Source organism: Methylobacterium iners (genome assembly GCF_022179305.1).
Taxonomy (GTDB): domain Bacteria; phylum Pseudomonadota; class Alphaproteobacteria; order Rhizobiales; family Beijerinckiaceae; genus Methylobacterium; species Methylobacterium iners.
This window is the reverse complement of the sequence record NZ_BPQP01000071.1, coordinates 1-24,587: the sequence shown is the minus strand read 5'-3', so window position 1 is coordinate 24,587 and position 24,587 is coordinate 1. Positions and strand designations below refer to the sequence as shown.

Here is a 24,587-nt window from a genome sequence, read left to right as displayed (position 1 = left end):
AACAGCGTCCTCACCAACGGCGCGTAGGATCGCGCGATCGATGCCGGCGGCGTGAAGGGTCCGAAAAGCGTGCGCAACCCGTTTCGTCAGCGGACCACCTCCCTCGCCGGCCGGCTGGCGCTCGCGGTGTTCGGGTCGGTCGCCCTCGCCCTCGTCGTGGGCACGCTCTTCGGGCTCTGGCAGGAGGTGGCGCGCTACGCCGACGACAAGCGCGACGCGCTGACCGCGGTGGCGGGCGTCTTCGCCGCCTCCGGCGCCCGCGCCACCGCGACCGGCGACGGCAACGCCGCCCGCGAAACCCTGCGCGCGATCGCACGGCGTCCGGACCTCATCTATGCCGGCATCGAGCGGCCCGACGGCTCGACGCTCGCCGACCACGGCCTCGCGATCCGCCTGGCGAGCGACCTCGACCTCGACCGCGGCGTTTCGGTCCTCGACCTCCTGGGGAGCCGTACGGTGCAGGTCCGTCTTCCCATCGTCGAGGGCGGCCGGCCGGTCGGCAGCATCGTGCTCGTCGCCGACACCGCCGACCTCACCGCGCGCCTCCTGGCGATCGTGCGAGCCTCGCTGCTCGCCTCGGTGCTGGCCCTCGGCCTCGGCCTCGCCGTCTCCTACGCGCTGCAGCGCTCGATCACGCGGCCGATCGCGGAGCTCGCCGAGACCATGGAGAGGGTGCGGGCGGACGCGGATTACAGCCGGTACGCCCGGATCGAGCGCCAGGACGAGGTCGGGGTGCTGGCAGGCACCTTCAACAGCCTGCTGGAGACCGTACGCGAGCGCGACGCGCGGCTCGCCCGCCACCGGGACCGGCTCGAGCAGGACGTCGCCGACCGCACCGCCGACCTCTCCGAGGCCAAGGAGGCCGCCGAGGCCGCCAACACCGCGAAGTCGTCCTTCCTGGCGACCATGAGCCACGAGATCCGCACGCCGCTCAACGGCATGCTGGTCATGGCCGAGCTGCTCGCGCAGGCCGATCTGCCCGACCGCCAGAAGCGCTACGCCGAGGTCGTGGCCCGCTCAGGTCAAAGCCTGCTCGCGATCATCAACGACATCCTCGATTTCGCGAAGGTCGAGGCGGGCAAGCTCGAACTCGAGCGCATCGCCGTGAGGCCGGGAGAGGTCGCCGACATCGTGGTCTCGCTGTTCGGCGAGAAGGCCAGGGAAAAGGGGCTCGACCTCGCGGCCTACGTCGCGCCCGCGGTGCCGCGCACCATCACGGGCGATCCGGTCCGCCTCGGCCAGGTGCTGAGCAACTTCGTCAACAACGCGCTCAAGTTCACGGAGGCCGGCTCGGTGCTGATCCGCCTCGACTTCGCGGGCGGCCGCCTTCGCCTCGCGGTCAAGGACACCGGCATCGGCATCCCGTCCGAGAAGCTGCCGACGATCTTCACTGCCTTCTCGCAGGCCGACCAATCCACGACGCGCCGGTTCGGCGGCACCGGGCTCGGCCTCTCCATCGCCCAGCGGCTGATCGAGACGATGGGCGGCAGCGTCGGCGTCGAGAGCGTGGCGGGCGAGGGCTCGACCTTCTGGGCGGAGATTCCGCTCGATGGCAGCGAGATCGAGCTCGCCCCACCACTTGCTCCCGCCGCCGCGGGCATCGTGGTCGCCGTCGAAGGCGGCGCCACCGCGACGGCCCTCCGCCAGAGGCTCTACGATTCCGGCTTCACGGTGCTTCAGGCCGGCTGCGAGGAGGCCCAGGCGGCGCATTGGATCATCGACGCCTCGGCGCTCGCGACCCTGGCCGCGCGCCCGGGCACCGGCGGCATCGTGTTCGCGATCGCCGGGATGGGCGATCCGGCCGCGGGCGCCGTCATCGACGCCGCCTGGGCCGACGACCTTCTGCGCTGGCCCGTCGTCCAGGAGGAGCTCGACGCCGCCATCGCCGCCCTGTCAGCCGGTCTGCGCCCGAGCCGGAACACCGCACGGCGCCCCGCTGCCGCGGGTGCTCTGCCGCAATTCCCGGCGGCGAGAATCCTCGTGGCCGACGACAGCGCGGTCAACCGCGAGGTCGCGATCGAGGCCCTGGCGCGCTGCGGCATCACCGACATCGTCACGGTGGCGGACGGCCAGGCGGCGGTGGAGGCCGTCCAGGCGAGCCGGTTCGACCTCGTCCTCATGGACGGCAGCATGCCGGTTCTCGACGGCTACGCGGCTGCCCTGGCGATCCGCGCCTGGGAGACCGAGGCCGCGCGTCCGCGGCTGCCGATCGTTGCCCTGACCGCCCATGTCATCGGCAGTGCCGCGACGGCCTGGGAAGCGGCGGGCATGGACGCAACGCTGACGAAGCCCTTCACCCTCGCCGGCCTCGCCGCGCTGCTGGGACGTTTCCTCGATCCGGCGGCCGCCTCCGCCTTCGCGCCCGGCGATCGCGCCGGGATCGAGGCGCGGCCCGAGGGCTCCGGCCTCCTCGACGAGGCGGTGCTCGGAGGACTCGTGGAGATGGCGCGCACGGCGGGCGGCGCCTTCGCCGAGCGCATCCTCGGCCTCTACGAGGAGCACGCGCCCCTCGCCCTGGCGGAACTCCACGACGCTTCCGTCCGGACCGACGTGGCCGCGGCCGCCAGCGCGGCGCACAGCCTCAAGTCGATGAGCCTCAATATCGGTGGACGGGCGATCGCATCCACCCTGGCCCGGATCGAGGGCGAGGCCCGATCGGGCGGCGCCTGCCCGACGCTCGACGCGGTTGGCGAGGTCGAGGACCTCCTGGCGCGCACTCTTGCTGCCCTCAAGGGCAAGCTCGGCCCGGGCGCCGGGGCGGATACCGCCCCGTTGCGCGCCGCGGGATAGGGGTCGCTCCCGCTCCCGATGGCTTCTAGCCGAGCAGCGCGTGCGCGGCGATGGCGCCGGCCGCGCCGACGAGGGCGAAGGCGAGGAGGACGAGGCTGCTGACCTGATCGACCTTGTCGATGGTGTCGCCCTGACGGTGTCTCGGCTCTAACGCGGACATGCATTCTCCTTCGTCGCTGACGCAAGACAACGCCCCAGGACCTCTCTCGGCCCCTGCGGACAGCGACGCAGGGCGTGCGCGGGGGAGCCCTCGGCCGCACGAGCACGTGCCGCCCCGCACAGTCGCCCGGACGGCGGACACGTAGGTTCCGATCATGGGCCGCGGCGCAGATCACCTCTCGCGCAATCCGGACCCTCGCCACGGATCGAGCTTCGGAGATGGTCATGAAAGCGCGCCTGTTCCTCGTCGCCGCTGCCTTCAATGTCGGCCTGTTCACCTTCGCCCAGGCCGCGGGTCCGGCCTCCGACGGCGTGAAGGCCGCACCCGGCAAGGCCGCCTCCTATCGCACGGCCAAGTACAGCGGCGGCGAGGGCGCGACCTGGAAGACGGGGCGCGATTCCCACGGCTTCGCCGGCTCCTACGGCGGCTGCCGGTTCCGCGGTCACACCGGCCCCAACGGGTTCACCCTCGACCGCTCCTGCTGAGCGGCTTCAGGCCGTTCCGATCATGCTGATCAGGGCCTCGGGGCAATCCTCGTCCCGTCCCAGGCACGCCGTCGGCGCCCCCGAATGCCGGGCAACGGCCGCCGCAACGGTCCCGACCGGCACTGGCGCGTCGGCGCTCTCGCTCACCGCGATGCCGAGCAGCGGTACGCGGTGGTACCTCAGGGTCTCGACCGCCGTCAGCGCGTGACTGATCGCGCCGAGATAGCTTCCGGACACCAGGAGCGTCGGCAAGGACAGGGCCTTGAGCCAGTCGAGGCCGGTCGCCTCCGGCGTGACGGGGCTCATCAGCCCGCCGACGCCCTCGATGAGGACGAGGTCCTCGGGCCGGGCGTTGGCGAGTCGGGCCTCGCACCAGGCAATCAGCTCGGACAAGGCGACCGCGCGGCCCTCTTTCGCGGCGGCGAGGTCGGGTGCGAGCGGTGCCGCAAAGCGCCACGGCGAGCACGCCTCCACCGCGGCCTCGGTGACCGCCAAGCCTTGCGCCTCCAACAGGAGCGCGGTGTCGCTGACGGCGAAGTCAGGGTCGGAGAGCGGGGGGACGCCGCTCGCCAGGGGTTTCAGCGCCAGGACCCTGCGGCCCTCGCGCCGCAGGCGGCGCGTGAGCGCGGCCGTGACGTAGGTCTTGCCGATCTCGGTTCCCGCGCCGGCGATGAAGACGCCGCGGGCCGGAACGCCGCTCACTTCTCGACGAAGGCTTTTTCGATGACGTAGTGGGCGGCCTCGCCGTGGTTGCCCTCCTCGTAGCCGAGCCCGGTGAGCAATTCGCGGGTGTCGCGGATCATCTCCGGGCTTCCGCAGAGCATGAAGCGGTCGTTCTCGATCGACATGGCCGGCAGACCGACATCGGCAAAGAGCTTGCCCTGAACCATGAGATCCGTGATCCGGCCCGTGTTGCGGAAGGGCTCGCGCGTCACGGTGGGGTAGTAGATCAGCTGCTGCGCGATGATCTCGCCCAGGAACTCGTGGTTGGGCAGGTCCTGGGTGATCGTGTCGCCGTAGGCGAGCTCCTCGACCTTCCGGCAGCCGTGGACGAGCACGACCTTCTCGAAGCGGTCGTAGGTCTCCGGGTCCTTGATGATGGACAGGAAGGGCGCGAGCCCCGTGCCGGTGCCGAGCAGGTAGAGGTGACGACCCGGCAGCAGGTTGTCGAGGACGAGCGTGCCGGTGGGCTTCTTGCCGACCATGATCGGATCGCCGACCTTGAGGTGCTGGAGCTTGCTCGTCAGGGGCCCGTTCTCGACCTTGATGGAGAAGAACTCGAGCTCCTCCTCGTAGTTGGCCGAGACCACCGAGTAGGCGCGCAGCAAGGGCCGGCCCTCCACCTCGATGCCGATCATCGTGAACTCGCCGTTGCGGAAGCGGAACGAAGGGTCGCGCGTCGTGCGGAACGAAAACAGGTTGTCCGTCCAGTGGTGGACCGACAACACACGCTCCTCGTTGTACTTGCTCATCACCCCGTCCTTGCGTCTCGCGCCGTCCCGGCGTCATCTCGCACCTGCGGCATGCCCGTCAAGGCATGGAAGCCGTGCGGCTGCCACAGGGCGCAACTCTCTGGAATCACTCTTCATCGTGCCGCCCGCTAAAGCGGCTTCAGGCCCGCCTCGATCTCGGCTCGGCGCCCTTCGAGGAAGGGCGGGAGCGAAAGGCGCTCGCCCAAGCTGTCGAGCGGCTCGTCGGCAGTGAAGCCCGGACCGTCGGTGGCGATCTCGAACAGGATGCCGTTGGGCTCGCGGAAGTAGAGGCTGCGGAAATAGTAGCGGTTCACCGGGCCGCTCGTCCTCATGTGCCGCTCCGCCAGACGCTCGGTCCAGGCCTCGTAGTCCTGATCCGGAATGCGGAAGGCGACGTGGTGGACGGCGCCTGCGCCCTGGCTCGCCGCCGGCAGATCGGGCTGGCTCAGGAGATGCAGCTCGGCGGCCGGCCCGCCCTCCCCCATGCGGTAGACCCGGACCTCACCCTCGGGCAGCCCGTAGGAGCGGTCGTGAATCATGCCGAGCACCTCGGTGAGAACGGCCTCCGTCCGCGCGATCCGCGCCACGCTGAGGCGGACCGGGCCAAGGCCGCGGATCTGGTGCTCGGCCGGCACCGGGCTGTGCGCCCAAGGATGCGCTTCGCCCGCGCCGCCATCGTCGACGAGGCTCAGGCGCTGGCCCTCCCCATCCTCGAAATCGAGGGTGAGGCGGCCGTCGCGCTCGATCGGAGGCGCGTGGTTCACGCCCTCTCGGGCGAGGTGCTCCCGCCACCACGCGATCGCGTCCGAGCCGGCCACGCGCAGGGCGGTGCGGGTGATGCTGTTCGTGCCCCGGCGCTCCCGGGGGGCGGGCCAGTCGAAGAAGGTGATGTCGGTGCCCGGCGCCGCGATCCCGTCGGCGTAGAACAGGTGGTAGGCGGAGACGTCGTCCTGGTTGACCGTCTTCTTGACGAGCCGCAGGCCGAGCACGCGGGTGTAGAAAGCGAGGTTGTCCGCCGCACCGGCCGTGATCGCGGTGAGGTGGTGAAGTCCGGTGAGCTGCATCGGGCGGGTCCGTCGGGTGCGCTGATGCCGCTCAGATGGGGCGGCGTCGCCGAAATGCCAAAGCCGCGACCCGGCACCCGCCGGCAGTCTTCAGACCGCGCCGACGAGGAGCCCGAGACCGGCGACGGAGAGCATCGCGCCCGTCAGGCGCAGGGCCGGCGCGCCGAGGCGCCGGCTCAGGCTTCCAACGGCGAGGCCGACGCCGATCCCGGCGGCGTGGAGCCCGGCCGTCGCCGCGAGGAAGCCGAGCCCGTAGGCTGCGCCGGAGGCGGCCTCGGGCATCTCGGCGCCGTGGGCGTAGCCGTGGAAGGTCGCGAAGGCGCCGACGAGGATGATGGCGCCGATCACCGGCAGAGCGCGGCCAAGCGCGAGGGCGGCGCCGAGCACGACCACGGAGAGCGCGATGCCGATCTCGGCACCGGGCATGCCGATCCCGAAGGCCCCGAGCGCGCCGCCGAGCGCCATCATGGCGAGGAACGCCGCCGGCACCAGGAGCAGCGCCCGGCCGCCGAGCTGCGCCGCGATCAGCCCGACCGCGACCATCGCCAGCACGTGGTCGAGCCCGGTGAGCGGGTGCAGGAAACCCTGCGCGAGGCCGGCGGCCTCGCCATGTCCCGTATGGGCGAGGGCCGGCGACGCGGCGAGGAGGGCGAGGAGGGTCGCCGCCGGCCGGAGCCCGCGCGCCGATATCTTGCTCGAGCCTCGCGTCATCGTCCCGCCCTGCCTGGTTGCGTGAGCCTCAGAAATCCGTCGGCCGGCCCGCGGCGACGACGAGCATCTTGCCGTCGGCGAAGGTGCGGGCGGCGGCGCGGCGGATGTCGGCCTGGGTGACGTTCGCCACGAGGTTGTTGCGGCGCGCGATGTAATCCATGCCGAGACCCTCGAAGGCGATCTGCACGAGCTGGTGGGCGATCTTCGTCGAGGTGTCGAAGCCGAGCGCGTAGGAGCCGGTGAGATAGTCCTTGGCCTTCTGCAGCTCCTCGTCGGAGGGACCCTCGGAGATGAGCCGGCCGATCTCCTCGGCGATCACCGTGAGGGCCTCGCCGACGCGCTCGTTCTTCGTCGCGGTGTAGCCCCAGGTCATGGAGCAGGCGCGGTGGCTGACGAGCGAGGTGCCGACCGAGTAGGCGAGGCCGCGCTTCTCGCGGACCTCTTGGAACAGGCGCGAGGTGAAGGAGCCGCCCCCGAGCACGTGGTTTAGGACGTAGGCGGGGATGAAGTCGGGGTCGCGCCAGGGCACGCCGCCCATGCCGAAGCGCAGCACGGATTGCGGCACGTCGATGTCGACGACGATGCGACGGCCGAGATCCTGGATCGCGGTCTGGGGCACCGCCTTGAGCGGGGCGGCGAGGTCGAGCCGGCCGAAGGCCCGGTCGAGGGCGTCGGCGAGGCGGGCGCCGTCGATGGCGCCGACCGCCGCGACCTTGATCCCGCCCCGGCCGATGAGCGCCCTGTGCATGGCGACGAGGTCGTCGCGGGTGATGGCGCTCACGCTCTCGACCGTGCCCGAGGAGGGCCGGCCGTAGGGGTGGCCGGCGAAGGCCTCCTTGAAGAAGCGGCGCGAGGCCATGACGCCGGGGTCGTTCTGCTGGTAGCGCAGGCCGGCGATGGTCTGGGCCCGCACCCGCTCGATCGCGTCGGCGTCGAAGCGGGGCTTGGCGAGCGCCAGGGCGAGAAGATCGATCGCCTCGTCGGCGTGCTTCACCAGCATCTTGAGCGAGCCGCCGATCGAGTCGGGGCCGGCGTGAAAGCTCATCTCGATGGCGCGGGCCGCGAGCCGCTCCTGGAAGGCGTCGGAGGAGAGCTCGCCCGCGCCCTCGTCGAGGAGGCGTGCCAGCATCTGCGCGACGCCGGCCTTGCCCTCCGGGTCCTGGGCGGCGCCGCCCTCGAAGGTGAAGGCCAGCGCGATCAGCGGCACGACGGGGGATTCGACGTGCCAGGCCTCGATGCCGGACGCCGTCGCCACGGGCAGGGCCGCGGTCGGGGACGTCGCGGTGCGGGGAGCGGTGTCGACCAGGTTCATGGCAGCCTCGTTGTCCTCATGGGGGGCGCGGCCTTCAGGCCCGCAGCCTCGATCGCGGTCGCGCTCAAGCGGCATCCCGCGCCTTGGTCAGGTAGCCCGTCACGGAGCGCGCGGGCGTCAGGTAGCGCTCGGCCGCCGCGGCGAGGCGGTCGCGCGTCACGCCCTCGATGTCGGCGGGCCAGCGCCGCACCTCCTCGATGGTCTCGCCGATGGCGAGCGCCGAGCCGTAGATGCGGGCGAGCGAGGATTGGCTGTCGGAGGAATAGACCGTCTCGGCCACGAGCCGGGTCTTGGCCCGCTCGGTCGCCTCGGCGTCCAGCGCCTCGGCCGGCACGCGGCGCAGGGTCCGGTCGACGGCCTCCTCCAGGCTCTCCAGGCTCACGCCCTCGGCGGGGATCGCGTAGACAGAGAAGCGGGTGTCGTCGATCGCCGAGCCCATGTACCAGGCCCCCGCATTCACGGCGATGCCCTGCTCCATCACGAGCTTGCGGTAGAGGTAGGAGGTCGAGCCGCCGCCCAGCACCTCGGCCAGCAGCTCCAGCGCGTGGCAATCGCCGTCGCGGGCGGTGATGCAGGAGGGGGCGAGGTAGAGCCGCTGCAGGGTCGGCTGCTCGACCTTGGGGTCCTCCACCGCGAGGCGGCGCAGCGCCTTCGGCTCGGGCTCGCGGGCCCGGAGGCGGGTCGGCCGCGTGCCCTGCGGCGTGACCCGGCCGTAGGTGCCGTCGGCGAGGCGGCGCACCACGTCGGGCGTCACGTCGCCGGCGACGACCAGGATGGCGTTCTCCGGCGTGTAGAAGCGCTTGTAATAATCCAGCGCGTGCTCCCGGTTCAGCCCCTCGATCTCGTGCATCCAGCCGATGATCGGGATGCCGTAGGGGTGGTGCACAAAGAGCGAGGCGGCCATCGCCTCGGAGAGCTGGGCCGAAGGGTCGGTTTCGACCCGCATGCGGCGCTCCTCCAGGACCACGTCGCGCTCCGGCGCGACCACGGAATCCTCGAGCACGAGGCCGGTCATGCGGTCGGCCTCGAATTCCATCATGGTCTCGAGATGGTCGCGGGCGACGCGCTGGAAGTAGGCGGTGTAGTCGTAGCTGGTGAAGGCGTTCTCCTGGCCGCCGAGCCCGGAGACGGCCTTCGAGAAAGCGCCGATCGGGTGCTTCTCGGTGCCCTTGAACATCAGGTGCTCGAGGAAGTGCGCGATGCCCGACTGGCCGAGCGGATCATCGGCCGAGCCGTTCCGGTACCAGATCATGTGCGTGACGACGGGCGCGCGGTGATCGGGCACGACGACGACGTCGAGGCCGTTATCCAGCGTGAAGGCCGACACTTCCGGACCGCCCGCCTCGGATCGCCCAAACGGCGCCGCTTCCGCCCGTCCCGCATTCGACCAGGCGCGCGGGGGGCGGAGGGCGGGTGTGTCCTTCCTGAACAGGTGCATCTCGTTTTCCTTACGGACCGGTCCGTGGGGACCCTCCGTGGCTCACGCGCCCTTTCGGACGCTTGGGGCCGGGCAAATTCCGTACCGGCGGCCGTGGCAGGCCGGCAACGGATTCAGGCTAGTACCGGCTCGGGTTGCGAATATAGGCGCCCGGATCGGCCTCTTCCCGTTCCCGGCTCGGATTGTAGACGGGCTCGCCGTTGGTCTTGGCGACCTTGCGGGGCGCCTTGCGGTAGCCGGTCGGCGGCTGGGTGAGGGCGTCGCGCTGCGGCTCCTCGATCGTCGGCTCGGTTTTGTCCGGCGCGGTGGCCCCGCGCAGCATCTCGAACGGGTTCAGCCAGTTCGATTCGCGGGTGTCGCCGGGCCGGATCACCGGACCGTCCGGGATCTCGGCGCCGGCGCGCCGGCCCGCCCGCATCTCGTCGATCGAGAGCGTCATGTTGTTGTCGTTCATCCGGCCTTGCGCGCCGCGGACGATGGGCTTGCGCGCCTCGACGGCCGCGCGCTCGCGCTGGGCGATCTCGGGGTCCTTCGGCCATTGCGGCGAGGCCTCGGGGCTGCGCGGCGGCGGCAGGGCCTTGGCGTCGAGCTTGGGCGGCATCACGAGGGGCGCCCGCTCGCGATAGGTGATGCTGGGGCGCTCGGGCTCGATGAGGCCGATCCTGCTCAGCGCATCGCGCATGAACACGCCCTGCTCGGCGCGGGGCGCATCCGGGGAGACGACGGCTCCCAGGGCGATGCCGCCGAAGGCCACGAGGAACGCGCGTTGCCCGATCATGCTCTGCCCACCATTCCGGCCGGTCGCCGGGCTCCGGTGAAGGGCCCGGATGGTCACGTTCGAGCGCGATCCGATCCGACCCTGCCGGCCTGATCCCGGTTTCAGGCGAAGGTATGGCGCCTTGACCACACCGCGCCAGGGCCTGGCGCCAAGGATCCTGTGGTGTGGTTTCCAGATCACGCCCGTGGGGACTTTTGATGAAGGTGGGAACCGTATCGCGAGCGAATGCTTGCCCCCGCCCTTTGTCATTCCGGGGCGCCCCCGGATCTGGCCTTCGGCCAGTCCAAGGACAGGCTCCGGCGAGCCCGGAACCCAGAACCATAGGTCGGTCTTCAGTTTGCTCCGTCAGCGGTTCTGGGTCCCGGGCTCCGCTTCGCGGCCCCGGGATGACAAAGGGTGGAGCGAGCCGAGGATCAACTCTCCCCCGCGTATCGTCCTCGCCGCTCACCCCAACAGCCGGTCCAGCGTGATCGGGATCTCCCGCACCCGCACCCCGGTGGCGTGCCAGACGGCGTTGGCGATGGCGCCGGCCGTGCCCGTGATGCCGATCTCGCCGACGCCCTTGATGCCGAGCGGATTCACGTGCGGGTCGTGCTCCTCGACGAGGATCGCCTCGACCGAGGGAATGTCGGCGTTCACGGGCACGTGGTACTCGGCCAGATTGTTGTTCATGACGCGCCCCGAGCGAGCATCGAGCGTCGCGTGCTCGTGGAGCGCCAGCGAGACGCCCCAGATCATGCCGCCGTAATACTGGCTGCGCACGAGGCGCGGGTTGACGACGCGGCCGGCCGCGAAGGCGCCGACGAGGCGGGTCACGCGGATCTGGCCGAGATCGGGATCGACCTTGACCTCGGCATAGACCGCGCCGTGAGCGTGCATCGCGTAGGCTTTCCGCGAGGCCGGCTCGCCGGCCCCCTGCCCCTTCGCCTCGACGGAATCCCTGCCCGCGCGGGCCAGGATCTCCGAGAAGGTCTCGGAGCGGCTTGGATCGTCGCGGCGGCTGAGGCGACCCTCCGCGGCGGTGACGCCGGCATTGCCGGCGCCGTAGAGCGGCGAAGCCGGATCGTTGGTGGCGAGTGCGGCGAGCGCGGCGACGGCTCCTTGCGCCGCGTTGTGGACGGCCGTTCCCGTCGTGGCGGTGGCGGTCGAGCCGCCGGCGAGACCGCCGTTCGGCATGTCCGAATCGCCGATGCGCAGATCCAGCCGGTCGAGGGGCAGACCGAGGCCGTCCGCCGCGATCTGGGCGAGCACGGTCCAGGGGCCCTGGCCCATGTCCTGGGCCGCGGTCTCGACGAGCGCCGTGCCGTCGGCCCGGATCGTGGCCCGCGCCTCGCCCTGGAACATGCCCGCCGGATAGGTCGCGGTGCCGAGGCCCCAGCCGACGAGGAGCCCGTCGGCGTCGCGCATCTGGCGGGGTTCGAGCGGCCGCGAGGCCCAGCCGAAGCGCTCCGCCCCTTGCGCGTAGCACTCGCGCAGGGCCTTCGACGAGAACGGCCGGCCGCTGAGGGGCTCGACTTCGGCGTAGTTCCGCAGCCGCAATTCGAGCGGGTCGATCCCGAGTTCGAGGGCGAGCTCGTCGAGGGCGCTCTCGAGGGCCACGCTGCCCGGGGCCTCGCCCGGCGCGCGCATGAAGAGCGGCGTCGGGATGTCGGCCCGCGAGGCCTCGTGGTTCGTCGCGATGGCCGGACAGGCGTAGAGATGGCGCGACAGCACGCTCGCGGGCTCGAAGAAGTCGTCGTAGGTGCTCGTCAGGGTGAGCGTGTGGTGGCCGTAGCCGGTCAGCACGCCGTCGCGCTTGGCGCCGAGGCGCAGGGTCTGGCGCGTCGAGGCGCGGTGGCCGACGGGGCCGAACATCTGCTCGCGGCGCGTCACCAGCTTGACCGGTCGACCGACGAGCTTGGCCGCCATCACGCCGAGGATCTGGGGCGAGGAGAGAAACCCCTTCGAGCCGAAGCCGCCCCCGAGATAGGGAGAGTGGATCCGGATGTTCTCCGGGGGCAGCCCGAACAGGGCCGCGAGCCGGGCCTTGGCCGGGTAGAGCCCCTGCGTCGGCGTGTGGAGCGTGAGGCGGTCGCCGTCCCATTCGGCGACGCTGGCATGGGGTTCGAGCGCGTTGTGGTACTGCGCCGCCGTGTCGTAGGTCGCCTCGATCCGGGCCTCGGCGGCCGCGAGCCCCGCCTCGAGGTCGCCCGACCCCATCGCGGCGGGGAGCCCGGCGCCGACCATCTGCGGCGTGAAGCGCTCGCCCGCGCCGAGCACGACGCTGGGCGTCTCGGCCTCGTAGCGGGGATTCAGGAGGAGCGCCCCCTCCGTCGCCGCCTCCAGGGTCTCGGCGATCACCACCGCGATCGGCTGGCTGGCATAGCGCACGCCGTCGTTCTGCAGGAGATCGAGGCGGAAGGAGACCGGCCCCTCCTTCTCGTCCGGCGATCGGGCGAGCCGCGGCGCGTTCTCGGGGGTCATGACCGCGACGACGCCGGGATGCGCCTGCGCCGCCGCGAGGTCGAGATGGGCGACCCGGCCCCGGGCGATGGTGCTCACCGCCATCACTGCGTGGAGCAGGCCTTCGGGGTGGACGTCCGCGGCATAGCGGGCGGCGCCCGTGACCTTGTCGGGCCCGTCCCGGCGGGTGAGGGGCTGGCCGATGGAGGAGCCGTGGCGCTCAAGCATGGTGGGCTCCGGCAAAGGGGCTCGCGGGAAGGGCGGGCACCCGCTCCGGCGTGCCGGCGCGGGCGAGCGTCAGGCCGCGCACGACGATCCGGCGGGCGAGCTCGATCTTGAAGGCGTTGTCGCCCGAAGGCTCGGCGCCGGCGAGGGCCGCCTCCGCCGTCGCCCGGAAGGCCTCCGGCGTCGCCTCGCGGTCCGCGAGCGCGGCCTCCGCCTCGCGGCAGCGCCAGGGCTTGAGCGCCACGCCGCCGAGCGCGATCCGGGCCTCGGCGATGCGGCTGCCCTCCATGCGCAGGGCGACAGCCGCCGAGACCAGGGCGAAGGCGTAGGAGGTCCGCTCGCGGACCTTGAGGTAGCGGGCATGCGCCGCGAACCCGGCCGCCTCCGGAGGCAGGCGCAGGGCGACGACGAGCTCCCCCGCCTCCAGCGCCGTCTCGCGCTCGGGCGCGTCGCCGGGCAGGCGGTGGAAGGCCTCCAGTGCCACTTCGCGGCGCCCGGCCGAACCCTCGATCTCGACGACCGCGTCGAGCGCCGCCAGCGGCACGGCGAAATCGGACGGGTTGGTGGCGATGCAATGCGCGCTCCAGCCGAGCACGGCGTGCGCCCGCGTCACCCCGCCGATCGCCTCGCAGCCGCTGCCGGGCGCCCGCTTGTTGCAGGCGCTGGCGACGTCGTAGAAGTACTGGCAGCGGGTGCGCTGCAGGACGTTGCCGGCCGCGGTCGCGGCGTTGCGCAGCTGCGCCGAGGCGCCGGCGAGCAGCGCCTCGGCCACGGCGGGGTAGCTCCTCGCGAAGTCGGGATCGTGGGCGAGGTCGCTGTTGCGCACGAGCGCGCCGATCCGGGTCGCGCCGTCGGGCAGGCGCTCGATGCGGTCGAGATCCGGCAGCCGGGTGATGTCGACGATCCGCTCGGGCCGGGCGATGCCGCCCTTCATGAGGTCGACGAGGTTGGTGCCGGCGGCGAGGTAGGCGGCGCCGGGTTCGGCGCCGGCCGCGATCGCCTCGGCGACGCTGCCCGCGCGGACGTAGTCGAACCGGTTCACGCCGCGTCCTCTCGCAGGTACCCGCCGGGCAGGCCGCTCGCCCCCGCCATGGCGGCGTGGGCCGTCGCGACGGCCTCGGTGATGCCCGCATAGGCGCCGCAGCGGCAGAGATTGCCGCTCATGCCCTCGCGGATGCGCTCGGGGTCGTCGCCGGCCTGGCCCTCCTGGATGAGGCCGACCGCGCTGACGATCTGGCCCGGGGTGCAGAAGCCGCACTGGAACCCGTCATGGGCGATGAAGGCGGCCTGGACGGGATGGAGTTCGCCGTCGCGGGCCAGCCCCTCGATCGTCGTGACGTGCGCCCCGTCGTGGCTCACGGCCAGCGCCAGGCAGGCATTCACGCGCCGTCCATCAAGGAGCACGGTGCAGGCCCCGCACTGGCCGCGGTCGCAGCCCTTCTTCGACCCCGTGAGGTCGAGGCGCTCGCGCAGCAGGTCGAGGAGCGTGACGCGGGGGTCCTCGAGGGCGACCGTGCGGGGGATGCCGTTTACGGTCAGCGTGATGGGGATGCTCATCCTGGCTCCGGGCGGCATTGTCTGGAGCCGTTCCAGATAGCTCCCGGCCCGGCCTCGACCAGCCGCCGCCTTCCCGGAATCTGCCGGTCGCGGCGCCCGCTCAGCGCCTGGCCGCCTCCTTGCGCTTCAGGATCGCCTGCATCTGGGCGATCTCGGTCTCCTGCGCCTTCACGATCTCCTCCGCGAGACGGCGGATCTCCGGGTCCCTGGAATGCTCCAGCGCGACCTTGGCCATGGCGACGGCGCCGCGATGGTGCGGGATCATGCCCGCCACGAAGTCGCGGTCGACGTCGCCGCTGTAGCGGATCGCCATGTCGGCATGCATCCGGGCATTCGCTGCGCGGAAGGCGTCCGTCGCCGCGCCGGGCTTGGCGGGGGCATGATCCCGGTGATCATGACGATGATCGTGCGCGGTACCGTCCTCATGAGCGAAGGCGGCGCCGGCGAGCACCAGGCAGGCGGCGGCGAACCAGGGGGACCATCTCATGCGCGTGCGTGCTCCTTCGCGGCGTTCTTCCGCGGCGTAGATGGGCCGGAAGGCCCGGTTTTCGATGCGCGGTCCAACGCCGCGCCCGCCGGAACGATGGTCCGGCTCGGGTGTTGGCTCTTCAACCGGAGAGGTAACATTATGATGAAGACCATCCTTGCGGGAACCATCCTGGCCGCATCCGTCACCCTCACCGTCCCTGCCTCGGCGCAGCGGATCGACATCGGACCGGGCGGCCCCAGCGTCGACCTGCGATCCGGCGCCCAGCGCGAGCGCGACTACGATCGGGCCGAGATGCGCCGCGACCGCGAGCGCCGCATGTACCGCGAACAGCGCTACGACGATCGCCCGGACCGTTCGCGTCGGCGCGGCTACGATTACTGATCGTCGGGAAGTTCGGCCCTTCCGGGCATGACCGCGGGCGCTCGGCGCTGGCGAAGGGGTCGGGCAACCGGCCCCTTCGTACGTTCGCGGACGCCCGAGGTTAACGATAGCCGCAAACGGATGGGCGGCAGGAACTTGTGATGCGAACGCGTCTTGTCAGAGCAGAGCAAGCACCTTAACTGGCATCCATCGATCCATGTCCGGCTCCAGCCGGGTCGCGCGACCCTCGATCTATCCAAATTTTTCCAGGGCGCCGCTTCGATATCTGACATCCTGAGACCCTGAACGACAGGCCTTCGCGGCAGACCGCTCGGGTCCGCAGGCATGAGCTACGAGGGAGGAACACACCATGAGCACGGGCACCGTGAAGTGGTTCAACGAGACCAAGGGCTACGGCTTCATCCAGCCTGACGACGGTGGCAAGGACGTGTTCGTCCATATCTCCGCCGTCGAGCGCGCCGGCATGCGTAACCTCATCGAGGGTCAGAAGATCTCCTACGAGATCGAGAACGACAAGCGCACCGGCAAGCAGTCGGCCGGGAACCTTCAGGCCGCCTAGACCCCTGCAGCCCGGGGCCATCACGCAAGACGAAGCCGCCTCGGTCGAGGCGGCTTCCATCACTTTCAGAACGCGGTCACGGCCTTGCGAGAGGGCCGATGCCGCGCGACTCCCACCCGCCGGCCGCAGCGCCGAGCGTCATAACGCGCGGCTCCGCCGCGGGATCACACGAGAAAGGTCAGATGGGCGCCTTCGACTACAGGAATTTCGACGATCGCCGTAAGAACTCGGCCAGCGCCAAACAGATGCTGCTGGAAAAATTCAAGGCTCGCCCGCCGGCGGACGATCCGGAGATGATCGCCAAGGCGCAGGCCCGTGCGGAGATCGCCCGCGCCCGCGAGGAGCGCATCCGGGAGCGCGAAGCCGCCCGGATCGCGGCCGAGAAGCAGGCGGCCGAGGAGAAGCGGGCCCGCGAGGAGGCGGAGCTCGCCGCCCAGATCGCCCGCGAGGAGGCCGAGGCGCTCGCCGCCGCCGAGCGCAAGGCCCGCGAACTCGCCGAGAAGAAGGCGGCCCGCGACGCCCGCTACGCCGCACGCAAGGCCAAGGCCCGGCGCTGAGGACCATTCCGCGTCCCCGGCCGCCTCATCCGGGCGATGGCGGATAGGCTCATCGATCCATCAGGCTTCGCGGTGGCGTCCCCGCCTGTGATTCCGGGCCGCGCCCCCCGGGTGACAGAGGTGACGGAACGTCTTGAGAGGCCGGCATTCGCCGGCCTCTTTAGCTTTCCGGCGCGAGGATCGGCCTCGTCTCAGGCCTCGGTTGCGCCCTCGTCCTTGGTCTCGGTCTCCGTCTCCGTCTCGGCCTGCGCCTCCTCGGGCACGGCGTCGGCCTCGGGCCGCGGCCCGGCCTTGAACGAGCGGCGCGGCGCGTTCCCGCGCTTCATCTGCGCCGGCTTCTCGATGGCGCCGAGGCGCTCAGACAGGCGCTTGGCCCGCTCGTTGAAGTCGTCTGTGGTACGCGCCTGGGATGCGCCGCTCTTGAAAGCGTTCGCCACGGGTGCCTCTGGGTTGGCCCTTGGGCACGGAATGTGCGGGGTCTGTGGCGTCCTTAGCACGCTTTGCGCGAGCGGTCGCGGCCGGCGACCGGCCCCGTTGCCGCGCAGGCGGAAGCGGGTGATGATGCCGCTCGAGCGGCGGCAAGCCGCGGCACGGGGAACGGGATCATGGCCAGCGTCGACGTCGAGATGGTGAAGTGTGCCTGCCAGGATTGCGTCTGCGTCGTGCCGGTGGCCGGGGCGGTGACGCGGGACGGCAAGGCCTTCTGCTGCGATGCCTGCGCCGACGGTCACGCCGACCACGCCGGCTGCGACCACGCCGGCTGCGCCTGCCACGGCTGAGCGCCCGTCCTGACGGCGGGGCCTAGAACCGCGCCGTCAGGAAGAGCCGGAGATTCCGCCCGGGCAGCAGGATCTCGTCCTTCTTGAACGAGGCCGCGTTGCGGATCTGGTCGTCGAGAAGGTTGCGGCCCTGCAGGCCCAGCGTGACCTCGCTGAAGCCGTGCACCAGCGGGTCGAGGGTCCGGGTGTGGCTCACCTCGGCGCGCAGGTCGTCCCAGCCCGGCGTGAAGGTCTGGAAGGGTGCGATATCCGTCTGCGCGAAGGCGTGGAGGAGGTTGACGCGCGCGAACCAGCCGTCGGCCCGCAGGAAGACACCGCCGCCGACGCGGTGCGGCGGGATGCGCGGCACGGCGCTGCCGTCGTCGAAGCGGGCGCGCACGAAGTCGTATTGCGCCTCGAGACCGGCAAAGCCGTCGCCGATCGGGAGCACGTCGAGCTGCGCGGCGATCTCGGCGCCGTAGAAGGTCGCGTTGGCCTGCGAGTAGACGATCTGCCGGAGTTCGTCGCCGCTGCCGCAAGAGGCGAAATCGTCGTCGCAGCGGGTGCCGGTCTCGCGCTTGTAGATGAAGCCCGTGTAGCGGGTGTAGTAGCCCGTGGCGTCGAGGCGCAGCGGCCCGACCGCCCGGCGCAGGCTCGCCTCGATGGTGCGGGCGCGTTCCAGCCGCAGGGTCGGATCGCCGATCTCGAAGGTCGCGGTGGCGTCGTGCGGGCCAGCCGAGAACAGCTCGTAGGCGGTGGGTGCGCGCTCGACGTAGGAGCCGTTGAGACTCGCCACGAACCCGTAGGGCAGATCCTGCAGCGCGCCGAGGCTGACGCTCTTCGGAGCGAAGCGGCGGCGCAGCCCGTATTGCAGCGGGTCCTCGCCGGCGACGGGCAGGTAATCGACCGGGAATTGCGTGGCCGTGCTGGTCGAACGCGTGCCCTCGATGCGGCCCGCCGCCTGGAAGCGCAGCCCATTGCCGACCGCGAGCTCCTCGAACAGGTAGACCGCGTCGGCGCGCGATTCGGTCGGCGGCAGGAAGGCTTCCCCTTGGGTCGAGAGCACCCGCCGCCCGCTCTGGAAGCCGAGCGCCCCGGTCAGCGTGCCGAAGCCCGTGAAGACGGGCACGTGCTGCAGCTCGATCCGGCCTTCCGCCTCCCGGTTCTTGAAGGTCGCCTGCACCCCGTCGATGCCGTCCTCGCCGATGCCCCGCTCGTCGTGGCGATAGACCGAGCCGCCGGCCCAGAACCGGATCGCCTCGATCGGACCGGAAAGCGGCCGGTACTCGCCGCGGGCGAGCACCCGGTCCTGCCGGGGGTCGAGCCGCGTCCGGTTCTCGGCGGCCTCGCCGCCGGGGATCTGGTAGAGCGCGTCGTAATGGCTGAACGAGACGCCGAGGAAGCCCCGGTCGCCGATCGCCGAGATGCCGACCGCGCCGCCCTGCGACTCCGTCGCGGAGTTGCGCTGAACCCAGAGCGGCGTGGCGTAGCTGTCGGTCGCCGTCTTGAAGCCGTCGGCGTGGACGGCGATGCCGTCGCCGCCGGCATCGACGCTCGCCGCGCCGAGCCGGCCGTTGTCGACGGAGGAGTAGCCCGTCGTGACCTGCCCCGAGACGCCGCCCTGGGGGATGAAGGTCGGAACCCGGTTGTTCTCCGCCGAGACCACGCCGCCGATCGCCTGGGAGCCGTAGCGCAGGGTGGCGGGCCCCCGGATCACCTCGATCCGGTCGGCGACGAGCGGATTGACGGGCACCGCGTGGTCCTCGCCGAGCTCTGAGACGTCGCCGATGCCGACCCCGTTCTCCTGGATGCGCACCCGGGCGTTGTCGAGGCCGCGGATGATGGGGCGGGAGGCCGCGCCCGGCGCGTAGGTCGAGGACGAGATGCCCGGCCGGTCGAACAGCGCGTCGCCCAGCGTGCGGGGCTGGTCGCGGGCGATCTGATCTCGGGTGACGACCGTTACCGGCGAGAAGGTGCTCGTGACGACGGGGAGCACGCCGGTGCTCAAGGACGGCGCCGCCCTCGGGGCGACCGTGGGCACGATCGGGCTCGGCGAGGTGACGGTGAGCTCCGGCAGCGTCGCCTCGGCGGTCTGCGCTCGGGCGGATGGCGCCGGGCCGAGGCCCGACAGGATGGTCCCGGCCAGCAGGACACTCGATCGCTTGAACCGCATCACGCCTCACTGTCACTCTGATGCTGTGACATTGCGCGTGTGTAACATTATAACAAGTCAGGTTTTCCATCCGCCGGAGGAAGCTTGGCGCCTGTGGCGCAGCGGCATCACTCGGCCCGAGCCTGCGACCACGGCGGCGCTTGCGGTCGCGTCCCCGGCTGCAAACATCTCGTCATGCCTCCCCTCCTCCGTACCGTGCGTCGCTTGCTTCTCCTCCTCGCCATCGTCTTCCTTCTGCCCCTCGCCACCCATGCCCTCTGGTGGACCGTGAAGGGCGGCGCCGCCGACTGGTCCGTGGCCGACTGGTCGAGCGCGGGGCTTCTCGCCCCGGCGCGCAGCTCCGAGCCCGCCCTGGTCCGGGTCTATGCGGCACGCGTCGGCCGCTGGCGGGGCATCTTCGCCCACCATTCCTGGATCGTGATCAAGGAGGCGGGCGCGGCGCGCTACACCCGCTACGACGTCGTCGGGTGGGGGCTGCCGGTGCGGACCGACGGCTGGGCCGCGGACGGGCGATGGTTTGGCAACACGCCCGAGACGGTGCTCGCCCTCGACGGCGCGGCGGCGGAGCGTGCGATTCCCGCGATCCGGGCGGCGGTGGCCGCTTACCCCCATCGCGGCCTCGGCTCCTACCGGGCCTGGCCGGGGCCGAACTCCAACACCTTCACGGCCTACGTGCTCGCGCGCCTGCCCGGTCTCGAGACGGCCCTCCCGCCGACCGCGCTGGGCAAGGACTGGACGCCGCCGGACGGCTTCCTCGCGCGGACGCCGAGCGGGACGGGCTTTCGCCTCAGCCTCGGCGGCTACGCCGGGCTGACGCTCGGATGGGTCGAGGGCATCGAGGTGAGCCTGCTCGGCCTCGTCGCGGGGATCGACCTTCGCCGCCCCGCGCTGAAGCTGCCTGGCTGGGGCCGGATCGGCGTCGCGTGAGCGGGGATCGCGATCCCGCCCGACGGATCAGGCGCCGAAGCCGCCGTCGATCGTGTGCATCGCGCCGGTGATGATCGCCCCATGCGGGCCGATGAGATAGGCCACGAGCTCGGCCACCTCCTCGGAGGTCGCGTGCCGCTTGATCGCCATCTGGTCGTGCATCGCCTGGGCCATCGGCCCGGCGGCGGGGTTCATGTCGGTGTCGACGGGACCGGGCTGGACGACGTTGACCGTGATGCCGCGGGGTCCGAAGTCGCGCGCCAGCCCGCGGGCCAGTCCCTGCACTGCCGACTTGGACATGGCGTAGGCCGCGCCGCCCAGGAAGGGCATGCGGTCGCCGTTGACCGAGCCGATGACGACGATGCGGCCGCCGTCGCGCATCCGCCGCGCGGCCTCGACCGCGGCGTGATAGGGCGCGCGGATGTTGATATCGATCATCCGGTCGATCGCGTCGGGGTCCGTCGCGAGCGGATCGGCGAAGACGGCGACGCCGGCATTGACGACGAGGATGTCCAGGGCGCCGGCCTCCGCCACGGCGGCAATGAGCGCCGATCGGTCCGCGCTGTCGACGCGCGTCGCGCGGGTGCCGGTGCGCGCGGCGAGATCGTTCGCCGCTCCTTCCGCCGAGACGTACGTGAAGGCGGTCTCGGCCCCGAGCGCTGCCAGCCGCGCCGTGATCGCCGCGCCGATGCCGCGGCTGCCGCCGAGGACGAGCGCGCGTTTCCCCTTGAGGTCGGTCATCATGATCTCCTTGCCGCAATTTAGTGGGCGTTACATATATCCGCATGGCTCCTGGCCAAGATCAAATTGTAGCGACCGCTAAAGAAAAATCGCGGCGGCGTGGAAGGCCCCGCTCCTTCGATGTCGGCGCAGCGGTCGAGACCGCCAAGGCGCTGTTCCAGGAGCGCGGCTATGCCGGCGTCGGGATGGCCGACCTGTCGCGGGCCCTCGATCTCGCGCCGCCCAGCATCTACGCCGCCTTCGGCAGCAAGGCCGGCCTGTTCGCGCGGGTCGTCGACCGCTACAGCGCCACCAACGGCGCCTTCTTCGACGCGGCCCTCGCCGAGCCGGATCTCGGGGACGGCATCGCGGCGCTGCTGGGCGGGGCGGCCCGGACCTATGCCGGCTGCGGGCAGGGAGCGGGCTGCCTGATCCTGAACGGCGTGCAGGCCTGCGACGAGCCGGCCGCGCGCGAGGCGGTGGCGGCGGTGAGGGCGCGGGCGCGGGCGCGCGTGGTCGCCTACCTCGCCGATCTCGGACCCGCCCGCGCCGAGCGGCTGGCGGACCTGGTCGGTGTCGCGCTGGCCGGTCTGTCCGCGGCGGCCCGCGATGGAATGGGGGCGCCGGCGCTCGATGATTTCGCCACCGTCGCCGCGCGGGCGTTGCGCTTCGAGGTCGACCGGAGGGATGTTGCTTCGCCCGGTGAATAGGCCCGGGACGTCAGGTCTCAGGTGCAAGCGGAACCGCGGACCGACTGAAGATCTTCCTTGTCCATGTCCGATCCCACGCAAGAACCGGCCGATTCCGAGCAGATCAGCGAGGGGTTGCGCGTCGCCGTCGACCTCAACCGCTGCCAGGCCTACGCCCAGTGCTGCTACGCGGCGCCCGAACACTTCGTGCTGCAGGGCCGCGAGGCGCTGTTCTACCATCCGGCGCCTCCGCTCTCGGCGCGCGACGCCGTCGAGCGCGCCCGCCTCGCCTGTCCGGTTCAGGCAATTCGCGTCGAGGTCGTCACGGATCGCTCCGCGTGAGCGCGAACGGACATGCGGTGATCGTCGGGGCGGCGCTCGCCGGCCTGCGCGGTGCCGAGGCGATGCGGCGGGCGGGCTTTTCCGGCCGGCTCACCCTCGTCGGCGCTGAGCCGCACCGGCCCTACGACCGGCCCCACCTCTCCAAGCACATGCTCACGGGCGAGGTCTCGGCGGCGGCCACAGCGCTGCCGAACCTCGTGCCCCTCGACGCCGAATGGCGCCTCGGCACGGCGGCGACGGGCCTCGACCGCGCGAACCGGCGCCTTAGCTTGGCCGACGGGACGACGCTGCCCTACGACCGCCTGCTCATCGCCGCCGGCACGCGGGCGCGGCCCTGGCCGAACCCGGCGGAGGGCCGTCTTCGTGGCGTCCACACCCTGCGCACCCGCGACGACGCGGCGGCGCTGCGGGCCGCCCTCGTCGCGGGGCCGAGGCGGGTGCTCATCATCGGCGGCGGCTTCATCGGCTGCGAGGTCGCCAGCGCCTGCCGCACCCTCGACCTGCCCGTGACGATCGTCGAGCCGGGCCCCGTCCCCCTGGCCCGGGTGCTCGGGCGCCATCTCGGCGCGGTGGTCGCGGCCCTGCACGAGGCGCGCGGCGTCGAACTGCGCAGCGGCACCAAGGTCGAGCGGCTGGAGGATGACGGCAGCGGCCGCGTCGCCCGGGCGGTCCTGAGCGATGGCGACACCATCGAGGCCGACCTCGTCGTGGTCGCGCTGGGCGCCGTGCGCAACACCGAATGGCTGGAGGGCTCTGGGCTCAAGGCCGACGAGGGCGGCGTGGATTGCAACGCGTACGGACAGGTTCTCGGCGAGGATGGCCGGGCGGATTCAGCGATCGCGGCGGCGGGCGACGTCGCCCGCTTCCCCCACCCGCTCTACGACGGGCGCCGGGTGGCGCTGGAGCATTGGGGTCATGCGGTCGCGCAGGCCGAGCATGCCGGACGGTTGCTCGCCGGAGCCGATCCGGGGCCGGCCTATGCCGAGGTGCCGGCCTTCTGGTCGGCGCAAGGCGGCATCACCATCAAGTCGGTCGGCCTGACCGAGGGCGCGGATGCCCTCGCCATCGCGCAGGGCGATCCGAAGGCGGGGCGCTTCCTCGCGGTCTACGGCGCCAAGGGCCGCTGCATCGCGGCGGTCTCCTTCGATTCCGGGCGCTGGCTGCCGGCCTACGCCGAGCAGATCGCCGCCCGCGCGCCCTTCCCCCCGATCAGGGGCGCCGCCGACCAGGGATCGCTCACGATCCTCGACCCCGCATTTCCCGAGGCGTGACACGCATGAGCGACGGCACCCTGTTCGAGCAGGTCAAGGACCCGAAGAACCGGGCCGACCCCTACCCGCTCTTCGCGCGGCTGCGGGAGCACCCTGTCTCCCGCCAGGACGACGGCACCTACGTCGCCTCCACCCATGCCGCGGTGTCGAGCCTGCTGCACGACCCGCGCGTCAGCTCGCAGAACCTGCCGCCGGCCGACCGGCCCAAGACCGGCAACCCGCTCAGGGACTTCGTCGAGAAGCCGATCCGGGACTGGATCGTCGACACGCACCGCCCTTTTATCTTCCGCGATCCGCCCCAGCACGACACCCTGCGCGCCGCGGTGATGCACCAGTTCACCCGTGAGCGGGTGATGGCCATGCGGGGCCGCTCCCACGAACTCGTCGATGAACTCCTGGCGAAGTGCTGCGGTACCAAGGAGATCGACCTCGTCGACGACCTATCCTATCCGCTGCCGGTCACCGTCATCTGCGAGCTGTTCGGCATTCCGCACGAAGACGAGCCGAAGTTCCACGGCTGGGCGACGCAGCTCGCCACGGCGCTCGAGCCCGACAGCCTCCACGACGACGAGAACCGCGCCAAGAACAGCGCCACCTTCGACGAGATCTCCGCCTACATGGCCGATCTCATCAAGCGGAAGCGCCGCGACCCGCAGGACGACATGCTCTCGGGCCTGGCGAACAAGGACGCGCCGGAAGCCCCCCGCATGGGCGATTACGACCTCATCGCCACCTCGGTGCTGATGCTGGTGGCCGGCCACGAGACCACGGTAAACCTCATCACCAACGCCATGCTGACGCTGCTGCGCCATCCGGACGAGATGCAGCAGCTCCGCGACGGTCTCTGCCGCGCGCCGCGCATCGTCGAGGAGGTGCAGCGCTACGATCCCCCGGTCCAGTTCCGCACCCGCCGGGCCCTGGCCGACATCGAGCTCGCCGGTATCACCATCCCCGAGGGCGCCGATATCGCGCTCCTCCTGGCCTCGGGCAGCCGCGACCCGGCGGTCTTCCCGGACGCCGATCGCTTCGACCCCGACCGCGGCGACAACCGCCATTTCGGCTTCGGCGGCAGCCTGCATTACTGCGTCGGCGCGCCGCTCGCCCGGTTCGAGGCGGAGGCGGCGCTCCAGGCGCTCGCGCGCCGCCTGATCAACCCGCGCCTAGTGGAGGACCCGCCACCCTACCGCCCGGGCTCGGCGCTGCGCGGCCCGAAGCGGCTGAGGCTCGCGATCGATGGGATCCGGTAGCACCTATCGAATCAGACTTGCGCTTCATCGCTTGATTTT

General features: G+C 71.6%; 26 protein-coding genes. 11 read left to right on the top strand and 15 right to left on the bottom strand.

From position 1 onward, the window contains the following. Positions 1-51: 51 nt before the first annotated feature. Entirely contained in the window at positions 52-2,790 is a 2,739-nt protein-coding gene (locus tag MFF55_RS20435) for an ATP-binding protein (RefSeq protein ID WP_238245950.1), read from the top strand. A gap of 25 nt (positions 2,791-2,815) precedes the next feature. On the opposite strand, the gene MFF55_RS26885 is transcribed toward MFF55_RS20435, so the two are convergent. Next, a complete protein-coding gene (locus tag MFF55_RS26885) occupies positions 2,816-2,950 on the bottom strand; it encodes a hypothetical protein (protein ID WP_283206777.1) in 135 nt (44 codons plus the stop codon). A 224-nt stretch (positions 2,951-3,174) separates the two neighbouring features. On the opposite strand from MFF55_RS26885, the gene MFF55_RS20430 reads away from it, so the two are divergent. Continuing rightward, on the top strand, positions 3,175-3,435 hold the full coding sequence (locus MFF55_RS20430) for a hypothetical protein (RefSeq protein ID WP_238245949.1): 261 nt from the start codon (positions 3,175-3,177) through the stop codon (positions 3,433-3,435). A 6-nt stretch (positions 3,436-3,441) separates the two neighbouring features. On the opposite strand, the gene bioD is transcribed toward MFF55_RS20430, so the two are convergent. From bioD to copM, 11 genes are all read right to left on the bottom strand, one after another. Next, entirely contained in the window at positions 3,442-4,137 is a 696-nt protein-coding gene (gene bioD, locus MFF55_RS20425) for a dethiobiotin synthase (protein ID WP_238245948.1), read from the bottom strand. Beyond that, on the bottom strand, positions 4,134-4,907 hold the full coding sequence (locus MFF55_RS20420) for a ferredoxin--NADP reductase (RefSeq protein WP_238245947.1): 774 nt from the start codon (positions 4,905-4,907) through the stop codon (positions 4,134-4,136). The genes bioD and MFF55_RS20420 overlap by 4 nt, the downstream gene beginning before the upstream one ends. A 128-nt stretch (positions 4,908-5,035) precedes the next feature. After that, a complete protein-coding gene (locus tag MFF55_RS20415) occupies positions 5,036-5,971 on the bottom strand; it encodes a ring-cleaving dioxygenase (protein ID WP_238245946.1) in 936 nt (311 codons plus the stop codon). 90 nt (positions 5,972-6,061) lie between these two features. Then, positions 6,062-6,682 (bottom strand): HupE/UreJ family protein, encoded by a 621-nt coding sequence (locus MFF55_RS20410; RefSeq protein WP_238245945.1) that lies wholly within the window; start codon positions 6,680-6,682, stop codon positions 6,062-6,064. A 28-nt stretch (positions 6,683-6,710) separates the two neighbouring features. Beyond that, the gene (locus MFF55_RS20405) at positions 6,711-7,994 is read right to left on the bottom strand and encodes a M16 family metallopeptidase (RefSeq protein WP_238245944.1); all 1,284 of its coding nucleotides are present in this window, start codon (positions 7,992-7,994) and stop codon (positions 6,711-6,713) included. 64 nt (positions 7,995-8,058) lie between these two features. Then, positions 8,059-9,432, bottom strand: a complete 1,374-nt coding sequence (locus MFF55_RS20400; RefSeq protein ID WP_238245943.1) for a M16 family metallopeptidase — start codon at positions 9,430-9,432, stop codon at positions 8,059-8,061. 118 nt (positions 9,433-9,550) lie between these two features. Beyond that, on the bottom strand, positions 9,551-10,210 hold the full coding sequence (locus MFF55_RS20395; protein ID WP_238245942.1) for a hypothetical protein: 660 nt from the start codon (positions 10,208-10,210) through the stop codon (positions 9,551-9,553). A gap of 444 nt (positions 10,211-10,654) precedes the next feature. Continuing rightward, positions 10,655-12,880 (bottom strand): xanthine dehydrogenase family protein molybdopterin-binding subunit, encoded by a 2,226-nt coding sequence (locus MFF55_RS20390; protein WP_238245941.1) that lies wholly within the window; start codon positions 12,878-12,880, stop codon positions 10,655-10,657. Beyond that, entirely contained in the window at positions 12,873-13,919 is a 1,047-nt protein-coding gene (locus MFF55_RS20385; protein WP_238245940.1) for an FAD binding domain-containing protein, read from the bottom strand. Before MFF55_RS20385 ends, MFF55_RS20390 begins: the two co-directional genes overlap by 8 nt. Next, on the bottom strand, positions 13,916-14,434 hold the full coding sequence (locus MFF55_RS20380; RefSeq protein ID WP_238245939.1) for a (2Fe-2S)-binding protein: 519 nt from the start codon (positions 14,432-14,434) through the stop codon (positions 13,916-13,918). Before MFF55_RS20380 ends, MFF55_RS20385 begins: the two co-directional genes overlap by 4 nt. A gap of 100 nt (positions 14,435-14,534) precedes the next feature. Further along, entirely contained in the window at positions 14,535-14,921 is a 387-nt protein-coding gene (gene copM / locus MFF55_RS20375; protein WP_238245938.1) for a CopM family metallochaperone, read from the bottom strand. 141 nt (positions 14,922-15,062) lie between these two features. Between copM and MFF55_RS20370 the strand changes: the two genes are divergently transcribed. The 3 genes from MFF55_RS20370 to MFF55_RS20360 all read left to right on the top strand — a co-directional run bounded on the left by MFF55_RS20370 (position 15,063) and on the right by MFF55_RS20360 (position 16,421). Next, positions 15,063-15,305 carry a hypothetical protein gene (locus MFF55_RS20370; protein ID WP_373874846.1) on the top strand — a complete coding sequence of 81 codons (243 nt, stop codon included), beginning with the start codon at positions 15,063-15,065 and terminating at the stop codon, positions 15,303-15,305. 349 nt (positions 15,306-15,654) lie between these two features. Next, a complete protein-coding gene (locus MFF55_RS20365) occupies positions 15,655-15,864 on the top strand; it encodes a cold-shock protein (RefSeq protein ID WP_238245937.1) in 210 nt (69 codons plus the stop codon). A gap of 182 nt (positions 15,865-16,046) precedes the next feature. Beyond that, positions 16,047-16,421: a DUF6481 family protein gene (locus MFF55_RS20360; protein WP_238245936.1), complete on the top strand. Its 375-nt coding sequence runs from the start codon at positions 16,047-16,049 to the stop codon at positions 16,419-16,421. 191 nt (positions 16,422-16,612) lie between these two features. Here the strand turns inward: MFF55_RS20360 and MFF55_RS20355 are convergent, their stop codons facing one another. Next, positions 16,613-16,858, bottom strand: coding sequence for a hypothetical protein (locus MFF55_RS20355; RefSeq protein ID WP_238245935.1), 246 nt, complete (start codon positions 16,856-16,858; stop codon positions 16,613-16,615). Between the two features lie 168 nt (positions 16,859-17,026). Between MFF55_RS20355 and MFF55_RS20350 the strand changes: the two genes are divergently transcribed. Further along, positions 17,027-17,200 (top strand): metallothionein, encoded by a 174-nt coding sequence (locus MFF55_RS20350; RefSeq protein WP_238245934.1) that lies wholly within the window; start codon positions 17,027-17,029, stop codon positions 17,198-17,200. Positions 17,201-17,222: 22 nt separating this feature from the next. Here the strand turns inward: MFF55_RS20350 and MFF55_RS20345 are convergent, their stop codons facing one another. Next, positions 17,223-19,352 carry a TonB-dependent receptor gene (locus MFF55_RS20345; RefSeq protein ID WP_238245933.1) on the bottom strand — a complete coding sequence of 710 codons (2,130 nt, stop codon included), beginning with the start codon at positions 19,350-19,352 and terminating at the stop codon, positions 17,223-17,225. A 195-nt stretch (positions 19,353-19,547) separates the two neighbouring features. On the opposite strand from MFF55_RS20345, the gene MFF55_RS20340 reads away from it, so the two are divergent. Then, on the top strand, positions 19,548-20,279 hold the full coding sequence (locus tag MFF55_RS20340) for a DUF3750 domain-containing protein (RefSeq protein ID WP_373874848.1): 732 nt from the start codon (positions 19,548-19,550) through the stop codon (positions 20,277-20,279). A 27-nt stretch (positions 20,280-20,306) separates the two neighbouring features. Here MFF55_RS20340 and bdcA read toward each other — a convergent pair whose 3' ends face one another. Next, the gene (gene bdcA / locus MFF55_RS20335) at positions 20,307-21,020 is read right to left on the bottom strand and encodes an SDR family oxidoreductase (protein ID WP_238245983.1); all 714 of its coding nucleotides are present in this window, start codon (positions 21,018-21,020) and stop codon (positions 20,307-20,309) included. Positions 21,021-21,064: 44 nt separating this feature from the next. Between bdcA and MFF55_RS20330 the strand changes: the two genes are divergently transcribed. The 4 genes from MFF55_RS20330 to MFF55_RS20315 all read left to right on the top strand — a co-directional run bounded on the left by MFF55_RS20330 (position 21,065) and on the right by MFF55_RS20315 (position 24,548). Beyond that, a complete protein-coding gene (locus tag MFF55_RS20330; protein WP_238245931.1) occupies positions 21,065-21,709 on the top strand; it encodes a TetR/AcrR family transcriptional regulator in 645 nt (214 codons plus the stop codon). A 63-nt stretch (positions 21,710-21,772) separates the two neighbouring features. Then, positions 21,773-22,030, top strand: coding sequence for a ferredoxin (locus MFF55_RS20325; protein WP_238245930.1), 258 nt, complete (start codon positions 21,773-21,775; stop codon positions 22,028-22,030). Continuing rightward, a complete protein-coding gene (locus MFF55_RS20320; protein ID WP_238245929.1) occupies positions 22,027-23,301 on the top strand; it encodes an NAD(P)/FAD-dependent oxidoreductase in 1,275 nt (424 codons plus the stop codon). The genes MFF55_RS20325 and MFF55_RS20320 overlap by 4 nt, the downstream gene beginning before the upstream one ends. Positions 23,302-23,306: 5 nt before the next feature. After that, positions 23,307-24,548 carry a cytochrome P450 gene (locus MFF55_RS20315; protein WP_238245928.1) on the top strand — a complete coding sequence of 414 codons (1,242 nt, stop codon included), beginning with the start codon at positions 23,307-23,309 and terminating at the stop codon, positions 24,546-24,548. Positions 24,549-24,587 lie beyond the last annotated feature (39 nt).